This window comes from Ardenticatenales bacterium, from assembly GCA_020634515.1.
In the GTDB taxonomy this organism is placed as follows: domain Bacteria; phylum Chloroflexota; class Anaerolineae; order Promineifilales; family Promineifilaceae; genus JAGVTM01.
Map to the genome: position 1 here is coordinate 515,324 of JACKBL010000001.1, position 19,351 is coordinate 534,674.

14 protein-coding genes are annotated in these 19,351 nt (G+C 55.8%); 12 read left to right on the top strand and 2 right to left on the bottom strand.

Going from position 1 to position 19,351, the window contains the following annotated elements; genetic code table 11:
- Window positions 1-25: 25 nt before the first annotated feature.
- From yjjX to H6650_02020, 12 genes are all read left to right on the top strand, one after another.
- Window positions 26-562, top strand: coding sequence for an inosine/xanthosine triphosphatase (gene yjjX / locus H6650_01965; protein MCB8950758.1), 537 nt, complete (start codon window positions 26-28; stop codon window positions 560-562).
- A gap of 12 nt (window positions 563-574) precedes the next feature.
- Window positions 575-1,981: a site-specific DNA-methyltransferase gene (locus H6650_01970; protein MCB8950759.1), complete on the top strand. Its 1,407-nt coding sequence runs from the start codon at window positions 575-577 to the stop codon at window positions 1,979-1,981.
- Between the two features lie 196 nt (window positions 1,982-2,177).
- Entirely contained in the window at window positions 2,178-3,956 is a 1,779-nt protein-coding gene (locus H6650_01975) for a PAS domain-containing sensor histidine kinase (protein MCB8950760.1), read from the top strand.
- Between the two features lie 5 nt (window positions 3,957-3,961).
- On the top strand, window positions 3,962-4,459 hold the full coding sequence (locus H6650_01980; protein ID MCB8950761.1) for a hypothetical protein: 498 nt from the start codon (window positions 3,962-3,964) through the stop codon (window positions 4,457-4,459).
- Between the two features lie 251 nt (window positions 4,460-4,710).
- Window positions 4,711-6,138, top strand: a complete 1,428-nt coding sequence (locus tag H6650_01985; GenBank protein MCB8950762.1) for a hypothetical protein — start codon at window positions 4,711-4,713, stop codon at window positions 6,136-6,138.
- A gap of 511 nt (window positions 6,139-6,649) precedes the next feature.
- Window positions 6,650-8,107, top strand: coding sequence for a CehA/McbA family metallohydrolase (locus H6650_01990; GenBank protein ID MCB8950763.1), 1,458 nt, complete (start codon window positions 6,650-6,652; stop codon window positions 8,105-8,107).
- A gap of 279 nt (window positions 8,108-8,386) precedes the next feature.
- On the top strand, window positions 8,387-10,057 hold the full coding sequence (locus H6650_01995; GenBank protein ID MCB8950764.1) for an FG-GAP repeat protein: 1,671 nt from the start codon (window positions 8,387-8,389) through the stop codon (window positions 10,055-10,057).
- 411 nt (window positions 10,058-10,468) lie between these two features.
- Window positions 10,469-11,689: a DNA double-strand break repair nuclease NurA gene (locus H6650_02000; protein ID MCB8950765.1), complete on the top strand. Its 1,221-nt coding sequence runs from the start codon at window positions 10,469-10,471 to the stop codon at window positions 11,687-11,689.
- A gap of 19 nt (window positions 11,690-11,708) precedes the next feature.
- Entirely contained in the window at window positions 11,709-12,335 is a 627-nt protein-coding gene (locus H6650_02005) for a hypothetical protein (protein ID MCB8950766.1), read from the top strand.
- Window positions 12,336-12,478: 143 nt separating this feature from the next.
- Window positions 12,479-14,152, top strand: coding sequence for an ATP-binding protein (locus H6650_02010; GenBank protein ID MCB8950767.1), 1,674 nt, complete (start codon window positions 12,479-12,481; stop codon window positions 14,150-14,152).
- Window positions 14,153-14,445: 293 nt separating this feature from the next.
- A complete protein-coding gene (locus H6650_02015) occupies window positions 14,446-15,444 on the top strand; it encodes a site-specific DNA-methyltransferase (protein MCB8950768.1) in 999 nt (332 codons plus the stop codon).
- Between the two features lie 250 nt (window positions 15,445-15,694).
- Window positions 15,695-16,591 (top strand): DMT family transporter, encoded by an 897-nt coding sequence (locus H6650_02020; GenBank protein MCB8950769.1) that lies wholly within the window; start codon window positions 15,695-15,697, stop codon window positions 16,589-16,591.
- A 136-nt stretch (window positions 16,592-16,727) separates the two neighbouring features.
- On the opposite strand, the gene H6650_02025 is transcribed toward H6650_02020, so the two are convergent.
- Window positions 16,728-17,639 (bottom strand): hypothetical protein, encoded by a 912-nt coding sequence (locus tag H6650_02025; protein ID MCB8950770.1) that lies wholly within the window; start codon window positions 17,637-17,639, stop codon window positions 16,728-16,730.
- 173 nt (window positions 17,640-17,812) lie between these two features.
- Window positions 17,813-18,661 carry a response regulator transcription factor gene (locus H6650_02030; GenBank protein ID MCB8950771.1) on the bottom strand — a complete coding sequence of 283 codons (849 nt, stop codon included), beginning with the start codon at window positions 18,659-18,661 and terminating at the stop codon, window positions 17,813-17,815.
- Between the last annotated feature and the right edge of the window lie 690 nt (window positions 18,662-19,351).

Consider the following 19,351-nt stretch of genomic DNA (forward strand, 5'->3'; position numbering starts at 1 on the left):
AATTTTTCACGAACCCGAAGAGATCATGAGAATTGCCGTTGGCTCTACCAATCCGGTTAAAATTGCCGCCGTGAGACAGATTGTGGCCCAGGTGTGGCCCGATTGCCAGCTTTTCCCCTGTGCCGTACCCACGGGGGTCAGCGCCATGCCCCTGAGCGACGCGGAGTGCATTGCCGGCGCGCGCAATCGCGCCGTGGCTGCGCGGCGGCAGGCGCAGGCGGACCTGGGCGTGGGCATTGAGGGCGGCGTGCAGGCGGAGCCGACGGGCCTCATGCTGACGGCGTGGGCCGTGGTGCTGGACGCGCAGGGGGCGGAGGGCGTCGGCAGCGCGGGGCGCCTGCTGCTGCCCGACTTCGTTGCCGCGCGGATTCGCCAGGGCGCGGAACTGGGGCCGGTGATGGACGAGTTGCTGGGGCAGACGAATGTGAAGCACAAGGATGGGGCCGTGGGCGCGTTCACCAACGGCCTCGTTAACCGCCGCGAGGCTCTGGCGGCGGCGGTTGCCTATGCCCTGGCCCCATTTCTCACGCCCCACTTCTACAGGCGTGGGTTTTCTGGCTGACCGGAATCGCTCATGATGCACACAGCCGCCGCCCTACCGCTTGCTCCTGCTGCCGATTCCACCGCGGCGCGTCTGGCCGATCTGCTGGCGCGCGATCTGGACTTCCACGACCAGGGAAACGGTTGCTCCGCCCATCACATTCACTCGTTTCCGGCGCGCTTTCCTCCCCAACTCCCGCGAGAATTCATTACCGCGCTGACGCAGCCGGGCCAGGTTGTTCTCGATCCGATGTTTGGTTCGGGTACGACAGTGTTGGAGGCGCGTTTGGGGGGGCGGCAGGCGGTGGGGTTTGATATTGATCCGCTGGCGGTGCTGTTGGGGCAGGTGAAAACGACGCCGTTGGACGCGGCGGTGGCGCGGCAGGCGGGCGTGGAGGCGGCGGCGCGGGCGGCGCGGGCGGTGAAAAAGGAGCGGGACGCGCTGGAGCGCTTTCGGGCGCGACGTTGGGGCGAAAGCAGCCGGCGTTTTATGGATTACTGGTTTGCGCCGACGACGCAGTGGGAATTGACGGCGCTCATGCGGGAGATTGAAGGGGTGGCGGAGACGGATGTGCGCGCTTTTTTGTTGACGGCTTTTTCGGCGACGATTATTGCCCGTTCGCGCGGGGTGTCGCTGGCGGTGGACCTGGCGCACACGCGCCCGCACCGCGTCCAGGCGGCGCTGTCGCCTACGGGCAAGGTGCTGTTTGGGCAGGTGGCGGCCTCTGGCACGGTGCGGAATCATCATCAGGTGAAGGTGATTTATCCGGTGCTGGGGGAGTTTCGGCGGCGGGTGCGGTACGTGGCGCGTGGGTTGTTGGCGGATTTGCCGGCAGAACCGCTGCCGCTGCTGGGGTTTGGGAATGCGCAGGCGCTGCCGCTGGCGGATGCGGTGGTGGATTTGATTGTGACGTCGCCACCGTATGCCGGCAATGCCATCGATTACATGCGCGCCCACAAATTCTCGCTCGTCTGGATGGGTTATCTCATTGACGACCTGGGGCAGCGGCGGAAACGGTATATCGGGGATGAGTCGCTGCAAAATGTTATGTTTGCGCCATTGCCACCGCGGACTGCCGGCATTGTTGCCGGCATCGGCGAACGGGACGTGCGCAAAGGGCGTATCCTGCACCGCTACTACTCGGAGATGACGCGCGTGCTGGCGGAAATGCACCGCGTCCTCCGTCCCGGCGCGGCGGCTATCCTGGTGGTGGGCAATTCCGTCATGCGGGGCCTAAGCACGGAAACACACCATTGCCTGGCGGAAATGGGCGCGGCGTTGGGTTTCACCGTCCCTGACATCGGCGTGCGCCAGTTGGACCGGAATCGTAGGATGATGCCGGCAGCCAACAAACACGACCCCCACTCCCCCATCCAGCGCCGCATGCACACCGAGTACGTCATTGGCCTCTATAAGATGCGGACAACCCGAAATGGCTAATGGGAAGCGTGTCCAGAGGGTTTGACATAGGATCGTTATGGTTCCGAGGGGAAAAATCCCTATGAATAGTTATATTATATGGTAATGATGGTTAGCGTTAGCCAGTTCTGTAGATGTGCCACATCTGAAGACTGGAAAAGCGTGTTGCACTTGTACAGTTAAGACTCCTTATTGCTGATCAACAATAGGTCTTTCCATGAATGACGTACCTCTTGATCTATCATCCGCTATATTGTCGCGAATTCCTATTGGCGCATATCGCCTTGATGCTGATGACAACATCATTTATGTTAACCGTGCCTGGCTAGACTTGCACGGTTTCCAGAACTTTGTGGAAGTTGTCGGAAAGAACATTAACATGGTTTATGCTCGTCCCGCAGAAACAGCACAGAAAATCAAGATGGATCTGGTCACTAATGAGACTTTGCAGGATGGTGTTTTCGAGTTTAAACGTCCATGGGGTGAGCACTTTTGGGCCTCTCTATATCTAGTGGCGATAACAGATGACAGTGGTCATTACCAGGGCTGCGAAGGTATCGTGTTAGATGCAACCGAACGTAAGATTCATCGCAGAATTATGCGAGCCATTCCAGTTGGATACTATGCAGTTGAGGTCCGGAATGCAACAGACATCATTACCTACTGCAATCAAGCATTTGCTGATATGTTTGGATTCTCCTCCGCGCAGGAAGCTGTTGGCGTAAACATAAGTTGTCTTTACAGGCATTCCAGTGATTACGAAAGCTTCCATAACCGCATTGATTTGGGAAATGAGAATTCTGTAACTCATCAGCTTGAAGTGCAGACCATTGACCAGCGGAGGATTTTTTGGATCGAAGCGAATGTACGCGTTGAGCGAAATGAGCGCGGCAAACCAATTGGTCGTGTAGGTGTAATACGGGATCTGGCTCAAGATGCCCCTCTGGAAAAGTTGCGTCAGGATCTAGGAAACGTTCTACACACTTTTACGACAGGGCTTATCACTATTGGTAGCGACATAAAAATGGCAAAAGCGGCCCTAGACCCCAGCCCTTTTGCCCCAGCTCCGGTCATAACCGCCGAACAAATTTATTCAGAAATGCAGGGATCAGTAACAACTTTACGACGTAGCCTAATCCTATTGGAACAAGCGCTAGTGGCGCGCGGTGACTTGACAGCGCTGCAACAGGAACTCCAGAAGCTTATCACGAAGTTGGATGAAGCTGAAAAGACAGAACTGCTATTTCGCCCGCACGCATTATATTTCTCCGCTGTACAGATAGCCGCCGCTTGTCAAAATGCCCTGGAAAGTGGGGGAGTGCCGCGTCAGCCACTGAAACAGGTTCGACAAGAAGCGCAAGAAATAATGCGTATTCTTGCTCTGGCTCGACTCCAGGAACGAATTGGAGATATTTTGCATATGGACCATGCTTTACGTAGTTTGCGTGCTTACCTGACTACACCTGCTCATGATGTACAGTCTCCGCGAACAACGTTCAAATTGTGGATGATCGTAGAACAGGCAATGCGCAATCTTTACGGCTTTGCCGATAGTCGTGGTATTACCTTTCATCCCGCGTCCGTGGTTACATACGTGAGAATTACCGCCAACGAGCAAGAGATGCTACGTGTCATCACCAACCTGCTTCACAACGCAGTGAAATACAGTTGGTCGCGTGATTCAGGGACCTGGGTAGATGTGAGATTGTCTGAGGTAGATGAGTCTCTCAAGTTGGAGATTGAGAATTTTGGTGTACCCATTCCGCCTGACGAAATTGAATCTGGTTTGATCTTCTTGTTTGGTTTTCGCAGCCGCTTGGCGACGGATCGTGGCCGGGTGGGAACAGGTATTGGTTTAGCGGACGCCAGCGAAACATTAAAACGAAACGGTGGACAGATTGACGTGCGCAGTCGCCCTGCTTTTCCCGGTGGAAATGCTGACAAGATGGACCCTTTTTTGACAACGGTAATTGTTACGATGCCTATTGTCCGGTGATATATATGACCGTTAAGAAGTATGTTCTCTGGATTGAAGATGATGCCGCCTATAATTTACAGCGGTTGGCAATTCCCGTAGTTATGCACCGTGACTACGATTTGACTTTGGCTGTCACCATTTCTGAAGCAATTCATTTCCTTCAGCGTCAGACCTATGAAGTGATTGTCGTTGACCTGCGTATGCCTCCCGGCAAAGAGCATTCGTGGATCGACCTCGATCAGAAGCTTGCGCGTTCCGGACAACCGCCGCGCCTCGGTTTACACCTGCTCCTCAATCTATTTAAGCAACCACAGAGGGGTTATGAAATAGATCTTCCTTCTAATATTCTTTATCACAATATCCATCGGTTTGGTATTCTTTCCGTTGATCCGGCAAGAGCTGTGTGTGATGAGTTAGAACGCATAAACTTCGAACCGGAGGGAAGTTGCTACAAACAAAAGACGGCCGGCATGCCCAGCAACACCTTGTTGGAGCTTATCCAAAACATACACAGAGAGTAGTACGACAGGTCATACTAGACAGATGTTCTGCAAAAAGAAGCGCTTCAGCGAGTTTGAGAATGGCATATGTGGTGATTGATCCAGAAATTCAGTCCTGTAATTTAAGTATACCGATTTCGCGGAAGGGATATATCTGGGGGGTCTTGAAGAAGACTTCTCCACATATAGCGAATGTGACATTGTCAAAGTAGTCACAGCAGAATCATGAGCCATGTTAAGTGCCCGAGTATTAGCCACAGCGAGCAAACAAAATGAGTTCTGTATCCTTTATCCCCTCATACATTGAAGTATTATCTGGGCTATTGATATTTGGCATTACGTTACCCTCCATATTGATTACTATCCCCGCCAAGATCCGGGCCATTCGGGAAAAGCACACGCGAAAGATCGTTATTGGAGGCCAGGAAATTGGTTTGGCTGATGTGTTGAAACCGCAATGGGTAGTTGCTCTGGTGGTTTTTTCGATCATGCTATTTGTTGGGTATTTGGTTCCATCGCCCAAAATATCATGTGACGGTTTAATACTAAATTTAGGTTGTCTAGTACGCGATTTTTTCATAGCTCATGTGGATGCTATCGCCGGAAGTATCCTTGGTCTCAACGTCGTCATTACTGCCCTTTTCATCGGCGTTCTAATCTCCTTTACCAAAGATTATCTCTTGTTTGACCTTGCCAAACAATGCAGACACCAAGTTAGGAAGAATAACGGATGTATCGAGAAAACTGTATTGGAAAGTATTGGGGAACTGGGCGAGTTTTGTGACGCCGGGCGCGATAAGGAATCAGTTCTGGACACATTGTCCAGTCTGGCTGACCTCAATCTAGCAATGGATTCCTGGGTCCACCTAGCCCGTACTGTGCGAGAAACGGTTGTGGCAGGTAATGAACGGAATTACATACACGCAATGAATACCTTGCAAGACATGTTTCGCAAGGCTTCTGAAACCAGGATGAGCATCAATGGACACGGTACAGAGAGCGTAGCGGAGGAGGAGCAGAATAACAACAAAGAAATGCATTTGGTTGGAGTGTTGCAGGAACTAGAAAATGTGATGGTTCAGGCATTTACCATGCGCAATCCCCGTGTAACGGCAACGATCTTGACTGGTTACGACGAACTGGCGCTACAGGCACCTATTGCTTACGCGCATGCTTTTTTTCGTATTGGTAAAGCAGGTCTTGAGTTGAATGAAACGCGCCAGGTGGTTGCCGCTCTCGACAAATTTCATACTAAGGTTACGGAATTTCCAGATTTATCTGATCCTGAGTTTGCAGAAGTATGCGAAGCTGTTCATGTTTTCTTTGGTCTGTTGGCGCACTTCTGGTGCCATGGCAATGCTACGCGTCAGCACGCACTGACTTACATAGAAGCGCTGGCAACTCAGCCCCAATGGGATTCAAGACGTGTCGACAATCACATGCAGGAGGCAAAGATATTTTTTCAGCACAGCGACTTCATTGAGACCGCTGGTTACCTGGAGCAAATGCTTTATGAAAACAACCTGCGACAGTTTGCAAAAGATTTCTTGATAAATATCCCAGGCCTTGATGCATTACAGTGCCAACGAATATTGACCCATTATCCTTCGCCAGAATCGCTGCGGCAGGCTACCTTAGAAGGCATCATAGCCTGTGGTATCCCAGAAGAATTAGCCAGAAATATCCTCTCACATAACTAGATCACTCTTGCGAGCCATTCTTAAAACATATCCCCCACGCCAGCAGAACAAAATCAGATCTCAGTTGTACACATAAAGCTTCCTGGTTGGTGATGTATTCAGGAATGTCCTTTGACCGTGCAGCACCCTGGAAAATCGCTTGGGGCGCGTCCCAAAACAAAATGCCGAATCGTTGGATGTGCCTGAAGTGGCCTTCTGACTTGCAACACAGCGGATTTTTCTAGACGATCTCTTGACTATGGGTTGGGGTTTTTGCGCCAAAGCTTGCCTTTACACTAAAATGGCGCTGAGCAAGTACCTTCCCGCTAAACTTGCAGCGATAGATTATAGACTGTGTGGACAAATGACGGATTTTTCCACGCTATCAAAGGAGATCCACATGAATCGCTTGCCCCAAAAAAGTAGTCGTGCCTTAATGCTTTGTCTTTTGGTCTTGATAATGCTCGCTCCTGGATTGTTGCCTGCATATGGTTCGTCATCATCTTTTTCACCAGTCCCAGATGACAGGGCGATGCAAATAGATCATGCCGGCATCCAGACCCAAATGACCGCCCTCATCAATTACCTCGACTCGCCCGCGTATGCCGCCACCACAACCTGGGAGGAACACATTGTTCTTGCCTATCAGTTAGCCCAGCAGCGCCCCCCCACGCCGCTGGAGTTCCTTTTCCTCAACCTCTATCGTCAGCACGAACCGGTATCCCGCGGCTTTGCGCTCTCCGTTGCCCTACGTGGGCAGGAGACGGAAACCAGTTGGGAGCAGTGCGCCGCCTTTCTGCGGCGCGTAACGCAATCTGATTGGGCCGTGACGCCGCTGATCCGGGCGCAGGCGGCGGCGTTATCTACCGTCCCGCGCAGCTACCTGGCCATTACTTTGCGGCAACAGATCATCAGCGCGAGCCGCGAACCGGCAATCGCCACGCCGCTGACGACAACCGTTACGCAACCGTACACCGAATACAACATTTATTACGGCTATCTGCATGCCCACAGCGAGCTGTCCGACGGTCAGGGCAATCCATTGGACGATTACGTCTATGCCCGCGATCAGGGTGGGCTGGATTTCTTCTCGCTCACCGATCACGGGGAACTTCTTCTCATCTGGCCCTGGCAGCACAAGTGGCAGGACCTGAAAGACGCGGCTGAGGCGACCTATGCGCCGGGCCAATTTGCGACGTTATGGGGTTTCGAATGGAGCAATCCGATCCTCGGCCACATTAACGTATTGAACAGCGAGGATTACACCAACGCGTTGTCCGATTTTGGCCTCGTTGATCTCTTTGACTATCTGGTGGCCCGTCCAGAGGCGTTCGCGCGTTTCAACCATCCGGGCGAGTATGATTACCTGTTCATTGAATTCTTACACCTGCGTCTGAATGCCGCCGCCGTGCCGCAGATGGTGGGTATCGAGAACTTCAACAAAAACGATGGTTTTGACCAGTTTTATTATGGCGGAAGCTGGTTTACGGACACGCCGTTTATTGACGTGGGCAATGGCAAAGGCTGGTACCTGGGCGCGTTGGGGGGGCAGGATAACCACAGCGTGGATTATGGCACGCGCAACGAGTTCCGCACGGCGGTGCTGGCGCAGGACCTGACGCGAGAATCCATTATTGACGCCTACCGCAACCGCCGCTTCTATGCGACGGAAGACAAAGACCTGCAACTCGATTTCCGCTTCGAGGGGTATCCGATGGGGTCTCGCGTGACGGGGCAACCGGGCGTGCCGCGCACGTTTGAGATATCCGCCTGCGACGCCGGTGGCGACACGTTCCAGGAGGTGCGGCTCTATCGGGATGGCGTGCTGATTGTGACGCAGCCCGTGAGCGGCAACTGCTTCCAGACGACGTTGACGGATAACGCGCCGGTGGGGTCTAGCTACTATTACGTGATCGTGCGCCAGAATGACGACAACGACGCCAACGGGCGCAACGACGAGGCGCTTTCGTCGCCCATCTGGATTGAGTAGAGCAGCTATCTGTTTCAGGGTCAGAACACTGGCGATTTTGGCGTGGAGGCTTCAGCCGGCCCACCTATCGGGTTTGGCTAAAGCCTCCACTCCGGTTCCCCTATGCCAGACTTGTTAGATGGTTGATTCGTGTGTCTTCCCCCAATTGGGTAGCCAGGCTAGAGAAATTTCAGCGGAAAAGTGGATAAGTTATACGTCACCCAATCTTGATGGCTGTTCGATCCCGACGTTGCGCAGGATTTGAGCAGTCATCTATCATAACCACATAAGGAGTGGAAAATGTGGCGTAAAGCCTTGTCACTGGTTGCTGCTATTTTTATGTTCATTTTTTTGAGTAGTACGCAATGGGGAGCCATGACGCATGCGCAGGATGCCGCGCCCGCAAGCGGGGAGCCGTCTTCCCCCGCGGAGGATGTACGCACCGCACCCGACCTGTCACCGTTGGCCCATACGGAAACCAAATTGCTGCAAGAAACCCCTACTAACAATCAAAAATTCGGCACGGTTGTCGATATTTACGGCAATTATGCCATTGTGGGAAGCCAACACGAAGAGGCTTCGATCTATCAATGGAATGGCTCAAGTTGGGTACTTGTGGAGACAAAGCAGAATCCTGGATCTACGTCCAATTTCGGGAAAGCTGTAGCTATCAATAACTCGTATGCTGTCATTGGCGCTGATGGTGATGAGAGTTCCCCTGGCGCTGTTTACATTTACGAAAGGCTGGGGGAGGATTGGAGTTATATGGATACAATTACGCCCACAAATGGGCTGGCTGAATATCTATTTGGGCAGACGGTAGCCATTAGCGGCGAGTTTATTGCTATTGGCGCTCCTGGAGATAACGAAGTAGGTAATGGTAATGGCGCCGTGTATGTGTATACGCGCCTGCTAAATGCCTGGGTACTCTTTAAGAAACTGATTGTTTCTAACTCAACCAAGCTACACCTTGGCCGTAGTGTGGACATTGATGGAAATCGGGTTGTTGCCGGCAATAACGGCGAGGCTTATGTTTTTGAACACGACAATGGCATTTGGGACGCACCTATGCCGTTGACGCCCCCAGAAACGGTAGATGGCAATTATGGCATATCTGTATCCATCAGTGGCGGCGATGCCGTTGTTGGCTCCCCGATGGATAATCAGGTCGCCAATGATGCTGGCGCAGTTTATCTCTTCCGTTTATCGAATGGAAATTGGAATTTTAACACCAAGCTCATCGCTCTGGATACAGCGAACGTAGACCACTTCGGTCAATCAGTAGATATGGATGGTCGCTACATTATTGTTGGCGCTGATGACGACGATAATGCAATGGGCGTTGGTGCCGGCACGGCTTATATCTTCCGTCAGGAAAACGGTAGTTGGGTAGAACGCAGCAAGTTGACCGCCAGCGATGGGGCTGATGGCGCTCGCTTGGGCAGCGCCGTGGCCGTAAGCAATTACCGTGTTCTGGTTGGCGCGCCGTTTGCTGACGGGGAGAATACGGGTCAGAGCGGCTCTGCCTACGTATTTGCGTTGGACTTCGCGCCCACGGTGGATGTGCGGGCGAACGGGCAGGCGGAAACGGCGGTTGTGCCGGCAGGGAGTGGAACCACATTCTCCGCGACAATTGATCCGGGCACAAAAACGGGGCAGCAAGCGGAATGGTGGGTGGGTTTATCCACACCTGTGGGAACCTTGTGGAAAAACAGCAACGGCTGGACACCGTCGATTACGCCCGTTATGTTGACGCAATCCCCGCTGCCGGCCACGTGGTCGCTCGATGTGCCGCTTAATTTGCCGGCAAGCACCTACACGCTCTTTGTTGTACTCGACACAAACATCAATGGCGTCATGGATTCAACCTGGACCGGTTCGGCCACGTCCGTGGTGCTGCCCGCCGGAGCGAATGCGGAAGTGACGATGAACGATATTCTGGCGGAACTGATGCCGGCAATTTCCAAATAACCTTGTTGCCCAGACGGGAAACAGGTAGGTGAGCAAAGGGTGTGTTTCATTTTAGTTGACTGCTGCTTGCTGTAGGACAATTCGCTGAATTGTCCTCCGCCGTGAAGGGACAATTTCGGCAAATTGTCCTACGGCGCGGGCAGCCTGAGCAACCCATTTGAAACACACCCGTGAGCAAAATGGCCCAACTCCTCATGGGATTGGGCCGCTTTCTATTCGGGAGGGGTTACTGATGTGAGACTGGTGGTGTACTCCAGTTGCCGGCATTATCCCGCCCCAACCCCATCAGCCATTACAGATCATCGGCCTACGCCCCGCCAAAGAAGAAATTTTGTGCTATACTGCTGCTGATTCGCGGCTGCTGAAAAACCCTAAAAACCCGGTTTTTGAATGGTTGTCGAGGTACAAGCGATGAGTCTGGAATTTGAGCGGTTGACGACGGTTTTGGAGGAGATGGGCCAGAATGAGTTGCGACGGCTGCGGCAGCAGGATGATGATCTGACGCAGGCGGAGGCGAAACTGGCGCAGTATGCCACGAACTGGGGCGCGATTGCCGCCTGCGTGATGCTGGTGGAGGCGAAGAAGCCGACGTTGCGCCTGGCGCGCCCACTGGATGAACGGGACCCGCTGGATGCCGGCATTCCCGCGCCCACCTGCCCCCCACAAGCAACGCTGATAGCCGTGGACGGCTCGCAAATCCTGCCCGACCGACACGCCGCCTTTCTGTACTACCTGCTCAACGTGGGCGGCATCGTCTACTACCACGGCAGTGGCGAACCGCCAACGGAGTTCACCCGCCCCACGCTGCATTTCCGCGAGGATGATCTGTTCGTGAATGGGGGATTGGTGGATGGCACGCTTGTGGGGGCGCGGCGGGACCTGGCGGAGATTGAAATGCTGGCGGATATGGCCTGGGAATGCCGGCACGAACCCCACCCCCTCCTCGCCATCATGGACCAACGCCTCCTCTACTGGCCCGCCAGCGCCGTGCCCAATCAGGAACGCAACGACATCGTGGCCGGCTGGCTCAAAGCCATGACCAAAGTGCGCGACAGCGGCGGCCTCATGGCCGGCTACACCAGCCGCTCCGGACGCGGGTCCGTCCTGGCCCTGCTCAGCCTGCTGCAACCCCGGCAGACGGACTTTCACGCCATGCTGGAGCGGCAGGAACAGTGGGCCAACCTCACCGACGCCGATCTGTTCGACCGCCTGCTGGCCCCTGGCGAGCGCAGCCGCGTCTTCGTGGACCTCTCCAACGACAACGACCATTATCGCCAGCACGACGCGGCCAACGAGATTTGCTTCTTTTACCTGAACGCGGCCTCCCCCGACGCGCGCAATAGCGCGAAGCAAATCGTCCGCGTAGACATTCCCCGCTGGGTGGCGGACGACGAGGAGGCGGTTGCCACGGTCCATGCGCTGCTTTACGATCAGTGCCAGATTTTGGGCGATTATCCCTACGTGATCACGCGCGCCGATGAAATGGCGGTGGTGGGGCGGCAGGATCAGGAAGAGTTCAACAACTGGATTGCGCTGAAGATGCAGCAATTGGGTATTGAGGCGGAGGTGTCGGGGAAACTGGGAGGCAAGGGGTTTGGGCGTGCCGGCAAAACGCGGCACGAACTGCGTTGAAAAGGCGGAAGGATGAAGGATGATGGATGAAGCGTTTGTTGACGTGGAGATAGGGCGCGTGCTGCGCGCCAGCACGGCGGGCTTTGCCGTCGGCTGCCGCGTGGCCCAACTGGAAACGCCCGCCTTTGGCGGTTTGGTGAAGGCGCAGCCCCTGGACGACCGGGAAGCCATCTACGGCCTCATTTACGACATGCACATTGATGATGACCCGCTGGTGCGGCGGTTGGTGATGGCCGACACGCCCCGCCCGGAGGCGATCAGCGACCAGCGGCGCAACCGGCTGCTGCCGATTGAGATGAGTATCCTCGTCGTTGGCTACCAGCTTAACGGTGACCTGTACCACGGTCTCCCGCCCCGCCCGCCGCTGAATCTGGACCCGGTGTACATGGTGCTGGACGCGGACGAGGTGCGCCGTTTTAGCGAACGGTTGGGATACTTGCGCCTGGTTTTGCGAAATGCCGGCACAGGCATTCCCATCGATCAGCTTCTCGTCGCCCACATCCTGGACATCTACCGCCGCCGTGGCGATGACGCCGCTTGGGCGCTACAAGTGACGCAGGAACTGATCGAACTGCTGCGCAGCAATTACGACGTTCTTATTCCCACCCTGGAAGCCCTCAGCGAGGCGATGCCGGCATTGGCGTAGCGTTTCGCGCCTCACATAAATAGTCGTCCGAAAATAACGACACGTTTTCATCGGACGACTGCTGACAAGCTATCATGCACAGCCGCTGTCCGCACATTTCCGCTAATGTAATGGCGGACAGCCACTCATCATGGATTGACATTATGGATGATGCCATTGGTTACATCATTGGCGGCGGCCTCAAAGAAGGGCTGCGGATTCGCCTGGAAGTGCCGGCAGACACCGTGCAGGAAGGCAGTTTCCTCGTCTGCGACAGCGGGCGCTGGCGCTACTTCGGCCTCGTCACCGACCTGCAACTCGGCGCCACCGACCCCCGCTTTGCCGACGAACAAACCGACCGCCTGCAACCCGCCATTCGCCAGGCCCTCCTCGGCAAAACCCTCTACACCACCCTCACCATGTACCCCACCCTCATGCTGGATCGCGGCCCGGAGTACGGCGATGAAGGATACCGCGAATATCAGCAGAAGCTGGAGCGCGGCGAAATCGGCCCGCAGCCCGTGAAAACCGTGCCCGCCCACCACGCCGCCGCGCGCCTGGCGGACGCCGGCGACGTGGCCGACATCTTCGGCGGCGATTTCGTCATCGGCCACACCATCGAACAAGGCCATCCCGTCTCCCTGGACCTGAAACGCTTCGTGAAACGCTCCAGCGGCATCTTTGGGGCCACCGGCACGGGCAAGAGCTTCCTCACGCGCATGGCGCTGGCCGGCCTGATGAACCTGGACGTGGCCGCCGCGCTCGTCTTCGACATGCACAACGAGTACGCCTACGACGACATCGACGCCGACAAAGAGAGCCGCGTCCTCGGCCTCAAATCCCTCTTTGGCGAAAAAGTGCAGGTGGCCGCCCTGGGGCGCGGCGCGCAGGTGCGCGGCAATGCCCCCGATTTCACCCTGGAATTAAGTCTGGATGAGTTCCAGACCAACGACATCAACCTGCTCGGCGAAGCCCTCAACCTCACCGACAGCGCCGCCGTCACCCTGAACGCGCTGGAGCGGGATTTTGGCGCAAAATGGTTCAGCCGCTTCATGAAATTGGAGCCGGGCGCGGTGGAAACGGACCCCGAAAGCGGCAAAACCGTGCCCGCGCCCAACTCCGTGGCCTTTTGGGCGCGGCTGAACAATGTCCACGAGAAGGCCGCCGAGGCGCTACACCGCAAGCTCGCCCTGATCAATGACCGGGATTATGTCTGCGAGAAGCCGGCCAGCGACGCCGTCAGCGCCATCGTAGACAAGCTGGAACATGGCCGCCACGTCATCCTCAGCTTTGGCAAATACGACACCGACCTGGATTATCTGCTGGTTTCCAACATCCTCACCCGCCGCATCCGCGCCCACTGGGTGGGGCGCACCGAGCGGCACAAATCCTTTGGCGAACCGGCGCCGCGCCCCCTGCTCATTGCCATCGAAGAAGCGCACAAGCTGCTCAATCCACAGCTTGCCGGCCAGACCGCTTTCGGCATCATCGCCCGCGAACTGCGCAAATACTTTGTGACGCTGCTGGTGGTGGACCAGCGGCCATCGGGCATTGACGATGAGATTATGTCGCAATTGGGCACGCGCATCACCGGCTGGTTGGGGGACGACGACGACATCCGCGCCGTCCTCACGGGGTTGGCCGGGCGCGACCAACTGCGCGGTATGTTGGCCCGCCTGCGCGAAAAGGAGGAGGTGCTGCTGTTGGGTTGGGGCGTCAAAATGCCGATCCCGGTGCGCTCCCGCCGCTACGACCAGCAGTTCTGGGACGAAATGCGTGGCCGACAGCCTGCCCGCCCGCGCACGATTGATGAGATTAATGATGATTTGTTTGGGTGATGGGGAAATGCCGGCATTCACCATCCCCCTTCCCCGAGAATGATCTTCCCGGAAGCTTAGTCCCAGATGATGCCCCTGGGGAGCAGCTTCCGGGAAGATGTTGTCATGTACGGTAGTGCGCGCGGCGCGTGGGGGCTTCCCTGAGAATGATCTTCCCGGAAGCTTAGTCCCAGATGATGCCCCTGGGGAACAGCTTCCGGGAAGATGTTGTCATGTACGGTAGTGCGCGCGGCGCGCGCCGTCTTCTCCGCCCATCAAAACGCACCCAGGATGGAAAACAAGAGGACGTGGAGATGAAAAACAATCCATTACCGCGATTGGACACCCATGAAAACCTCAGAGATGCGTTGTTGCCCTATTGCCGCTTGAATCCTGGCGAAATCTGGACGGACTCCATTAGCGGGCATAAAGCTGGCTGCCTGGACGCCGCGAATCAAACCGACATCGAACGCTTACTGGCTGGCGAACACGCACATTTGGCCGTTCATGACCCGCCATACAATCTGGTCGCCTTTCAAGAAAGAAGCGTTTTCGAATTCATAAACTGGTGCCGGCAATGGGTCGAAAACACCTGGACATGGTTGGACGAAAACAGCGCCCTATACATCTGGCTCGGGGCCGATCAGAACAACCATTTTCAACCATTGCCCGATTTCATGATCATGATGCGGGATTTTGACTTCGTGCCCCGCAGTTTTATTACCATGCGAAACCAGAGAGGGTATGGCACGCAAAAAAACTGGATGGCTGTGCGTCAGGAACTCCTTTACTACGTCAAAGGCGCGCCCCACTTTGAGGTTCAATACACGGACATCCCTAAGATTCTGCGGGGTTACTACAAAACGGTAAATGGCCGGAAAACAGAGAACGTAGAACGGGGCAAATCGGCTAACATTCGTGCCGGCAATGTCTGGGTAGACATTCAACAAGTTTTCTATCGCCTGGAAGAAAACGTTTCTGGCTGCTACGCACAAAAACCGCTCAAATCCATTGCGCGCATCATAAACGCCAGTTCCCGGCCCGGCGACCTGGTCATTGATTTTTTCGCCCATTCGGGCACGACCTTGTTAGCATCCGAAATCCAAAAACGTCGCTGTTTCACCGTTGATAATGACCCCATTTATTGTGAAATCAGCATCCGCCGCCTGGAGCGATTCCGACAAAACGGCAAACTCGGCTGGCAAAACGGCCATCCGTTTGAAGCGGAATTCGCGCCAGGCAATGACCTCAAACCAACGTCCGGTAAGGGGCAGGAAACTGAAAACCGGCCTGTCCAGGCCAGATTACTTTAAGCAACCGTCCGAAAGTAACTTCACACTTTTCGAAGGTGGTTACTTTGGAGACAGTTACTCGCAAGCTGCCCGCACAGTTCCGCTAACAGCATTGCGGACGACCACTGAGACGGCATTATGGAAAAACTCAAATCTGACAGCGACGACCCGTTATATGTAAAAGCGTTGACAACGACCGCAAACAAACGATTTGACATGAACTTCCGGGTTTTTGGCCTTTTTCAGTAGAGTCAAATGTGGCGGCCAACTCGTGAACGAACATACAAAAGCGGTTTTGCAGGCGTTTTTTGTCACGCTGCTGTGGGCGATGTCCTGGGTGCTGATCAAGGTCGGCTTGCAAGATATGCCGGCACTGACGTTTGCCGGACTGCGCTACTTTCTCGCTTTCCTCTGCCTGCTGCCGCTGGCGGCGCGGCGTGGTGAGCTAACGGCGCCGCGGACGTTGCCGCGCGCGACCTGGGGGCAGTTGCTGTTATTGGGATTCGTCTATTACACGGTGACGCAAGGGGCGCAGTTTGTGGCGCTGTCGCTGTTGCCGGCAATCCCCACCTCCCTCGTCCTCAGCTTCACCCCCATTGTCGTCGCCCTGCTCGCCGGGCTGTTGCTGCGCGAACGCACCACGCTCTGGCAGTGGTTGGGTATTGCCATCACCGTGGCCGGCGCGCTGCTGTACTTCTGGCCTGTGAACATCCCCGCGGGTCAGGTCGTGGGGCTGATCATCATTTTCGTGGGCATGTTCGCCAACGTCATTTCCGCCCTCATGGGGCGCGCGCTGAACCGCGCCCGCCTGCTGCCGCCGTTGAGCATCACGTTGGTGAGCATGGGGTTTGGGGCGACGTTGTTGCTGGTGGCGGGTGTTTGGGTGCAGGGAATGCCGGCATTCACCTGGCGCGGCTGGTTAATCATCATCTGGCTGGCCGTTATCCACACCGCCTTCGCCTTCACCCTCTGGAACCACACCTTGCGCACCCTGCCCGCCGTGGAATCCAGCATCATCAACAACACCCTCGTCATTCAGATTCCCGCGCTGGCCGTCATCTTCCTCGGCGAAACGATGAACGCGCGCCAGGTCGGCGGCCTCCTCGCCGTCGTCGTGGGCACGCTCATCGTCCAGCTTCGCCGCCACCCCCAGGCAACGCGCTCCTGACGAACGGAAATTGAATAAGACAACGAAGTTGTTTCCTTACCGTTTCTGCAAACTGACGATGCGATTCCGTGCTTTATTTCATCATCAGTTCTTCGTGGCACGATGACGTGATGGAGCCGCGTGGTGGATGCGGCCATCATCGCGCCAGAAACGCCTGCGCTTGCGCGGTGTAGCCGCCATCAACAGTAAGCAGGCCGTCCGTCCACGGATCGGGGACAATGGCGTAGTAGAAGTGGGCGAGGACGTAGGGCGTGGCGTCCAGGGCGGCCAGCCAGGCGGCGGTGGTTTCGGCGGCGTTGCCCCAGGATTGGCGCACGGTCCATTCGCTGACGAAAATCGGCAGGCCCGTGGCTTCGTGGAAGGTGCGCGCGAGTTCGGGGCAGGTGGGTGTGGCGGTGTAGCAGTGGACGCCGGTGGCGTCGGGGGGGGTGTCGATGAGTTGGAGGAAGGCGAGGGTGTAGTCGAGGCAGTGGGGCATGTGGCGGTAGCGTGCCGGCATTTTTGCTACAGACTCCGCCGATGGACATGCGGGATGGGGAGCGACCAATTTGGCGTTGGGGAATGCGGCGCGAATCCACTCGTAGACCTGAGCCAACTCCGCCGGTGTCAGGTCGCACTGAGGATAAGGCAAATCACATTCGTTGCCAACGAACAGCCAACCGCTGAAGCTTGATGGCAATGTCTGTTGTAAGTAGGAGCGCCAGTCAGGAAAATAAATCGCTCCGTGGCGTACTTCCAGGCCATGGAAGAACTTGTACTGACCGGGTTGGTTGTAATTGTAGGTTGTCCACGTGTGCCAACAGTTAAAGCCCAGCGCCACCGCCGTATCGAAAATGCCGGGCTGATTGACATAAGAGAGGGCCAGGCATTGTTTAGGCACGGAGGTGGACTGGAATGGCAGGTAAACGGTGGTAGGACCGTTGGCGTAGGCAGCTGGTGGGGGGGCCGCCGTCAGACAAAGGAAGAGAAGAAGGAAGGCGACCATGACGGCGCCGGGGCCACGTACCGGGAAGGCGGGGCGAGTCAGCCGATTTGATTGTTGGCGCATAAGGACTCCACGCAAAGCTCCGAGTTGAACGGCGAGCACGCGCTATCAGCAGTATAGCCGGGGCGGGGTAGCGCGAACGCTCAGTTGCATGGCAGAATAATTTGCGGCGTGGCGACGCGCGTCTGGGAGGCGGGTGCCGGCAAACGCGCGTCGCACGGAGGAGGTGGAAAATCCTAACCGAAGGTGGCGTGGACGGCGTTGAGCATGTAACCGCGCCCGCGCACGGTGCGGATGATGGTGGGGTTTTGTGGATCAAGCTCGATTTTGCGCCGTAGGCGGAAGATGTAGGGGCGGATGACGCTCTGCGCCTGGATTTCATCTACATCCTGGTAGCCGAGGGAGTGTCGCACTAATTGCCGGCACGACAAAACATGATCCGCCGCATTTATCAGAGCCGTTAGCACCGCTGCTTCCCCTTCCGTCAACTCCACGGAATGGTCTGGGCGAGAGGCAACAATTGCAATCCGCGTCTGGGTATTCAGGTGAATGGGTAACGTATCCGGGTTCTTGTGCGCGGAGGCAAACAGAGCGGGGGGTGACGATAGCTCCTGGCCCATTTGCCGCATGGTATCTATCGTATGCGAGACAACCTGGAAGAGGTGCGTCTGCTGCGCCTGCCGCGCCCTCTTCTGCAATGCTTCCTGAATGCCCTGGGTCAACTCCGCCATGCTCACCGGTTTAATAAAATAATTGATAATGGGGTCCAGGCGAATAGCGGCGATGGCGCTCTCGACTGTCGGATTGGCCGTAAGAATGACGATTGCCATGTCCGGCTGGGTTTGTGCCGCCCGCTCCGCGATCTGCAATCCATCCATGCCCGGCAGGCGCATATCCAGCAGCATCAGGTCTACCCGTTCTTGCTTCAAGTAGGCCAGTGCTTCGGGTCCGGAACCTACCTCGGCAACGGCGTATCCCTGCAGCGTAAGGGCGCGACAGAGTGACCGGCGAATATGTTCGTCGTCATCGACGAGGAGGATGGTATGATGGTTTTTATCCGTGTTGTTTTGGGTTGATTCACTCATGGCTTTTTTTCCGTATGAAAATTGGCAACAGCGTCAGGAAGTATTCCCTGCCGGCACGTTGTCGATAGTCCGTCAGATTAGTAACCGTCCGAAAATAACTTCACACGTCTTGCGGACGGTTAATGCCAAGCTATCATGGATAGCCGCTATCACGGATAGCCGCTATCACGGATAGCCGCTATCACGGATAGCCGCTATCACGGATAGCCGCTATCACGGATAGCCGCTATCACGGATAGCCGCTATCACGGATAGCCGCTATCATGGATAGCCGCTATCATGGATAGCCGCTATCATGGATAGCCACTGCCCGCCCATTTCCGCTAACTTAATGGCGGACAGCCACTTAACATGTCTTTTGATGGCCGTGCTGCTCTCCAATCAGCAATGGCCTAATGGGAAGTTGCTTCTGGACCACATGTTATAGGTGCAATGCGCTCACCGGTCATGCTTGCTTCCTTGACGTGCGTGGAAGCACATTCCCCTTGAACTGTGACAGGCATTTGCACTTGTTGCTTTGATCTGGCGTACTGCTTGCTCTAGACCAGCGTCCGGCTTCCTAAAACGACCGCGCAACCGGACGATCCCCTTCGATTAACCGTCAGTCGCCCTTCTGTATGGACGCACATCTGGACCGAAACGGGGAGCACGTTGGGCTTGAAGATAGTGGGTGAAGATTGACTACCAGGT

What these genes read in the sequence shown, in the direction of transcription:
- yjjX (MCB8950758.1), top strand. Translation starts at nt 26, where the DNA reads ATGAGAATTGCCGTTGGCTCTACCAATCCGGTTAAAATTGCCGCCGTG.
- H6650_01970 (MCB8950759.1), top strand. Translation starts at nt 575, where the DNA reads ATGATGCACACAGCCGCCGCCCTACCGCTTGCTCCTGCTGCCGATTCC.
- H6650_01975 (MCB8950760.1), top strand. Translation starts at nt 2,178, where the DNA reads ATGAATGACGTACCTCTTGATCTATCATCCGCTATATTGTCGCGAATT.
- H6650_01980 (MCB8950761.1), top strand. Translation starts at nt 3,962, where the DNA reads ATGACCGTTAAGAAGTATGTTCTCTGGATTGAAGATGATGCCGCCTAT.
- H6650_01985 (MCB8950762.1), top strand. Translation starts at nt 4,711, where the DNA reads ATGAGTTCTGTATCCTTTATCCCCTCATACATTGAAGTATTATCTGGG.
- H6650_01990 (MCB8950763.1), top strand. Translation starts at nt 6,650, where the DNA reads ATGCAAATAGATCATGCCGGCATCCAGACCCAAATGACCGCCCTCATC.
- H6650_01995 (MCB8950764.1), top strand. Translation starts at nt 8,387, where the DNA reads ATGTGGCGTAAAGCCTTGTCACTGGTTGCTGCTATTTTTATGTTCATT.
- H6650_02000 (MCB8950765.1), top strand. Translation starts at nt 10,469, where the DNA reads ATGAGTCTGGAATTTGAGCGGTTGACGACGGTTTTGGAGGAGATGGGC.
- H6650_02005 (MCB8950766.1), top strand. Translation starts at nt 11,709, where the DNA reads ATGATGGATGAAGCGTTTGTTGACGTGGAGATAGGGCGCGTGCTGCGC.
- H6650_02010 (MCB8950767.1), top strand. Translation starts at nt 12,479, where the DNA reads ATGGATGATGCCATTGGTTACATCATTGGCGGCGGCCTCAAAGAAGGG.
- H6650_02015 (MCB8950768.1), top strand. Translation starts at nt 14,446, where the DNA reads ATGAAAAACAATCCATTACCGCGATTGGACACCCATGAAAACCTCAGA.
- H6650_02025 (MCB8950770.1), bottom strand. Translation starts at nt 17,639, where the DNA reads ATGCGCCAACAATCAAATCGGCTGACTCGCCCCGCCTTCCCGGTACGT.
- H6650_02030 (MCB8950771.1), bottom strand. Translation starts at nt 18,661, where the DNA reads ATGAGTGAATCAACCCAAAACAACACGGATAAAAACCATCATACCATC.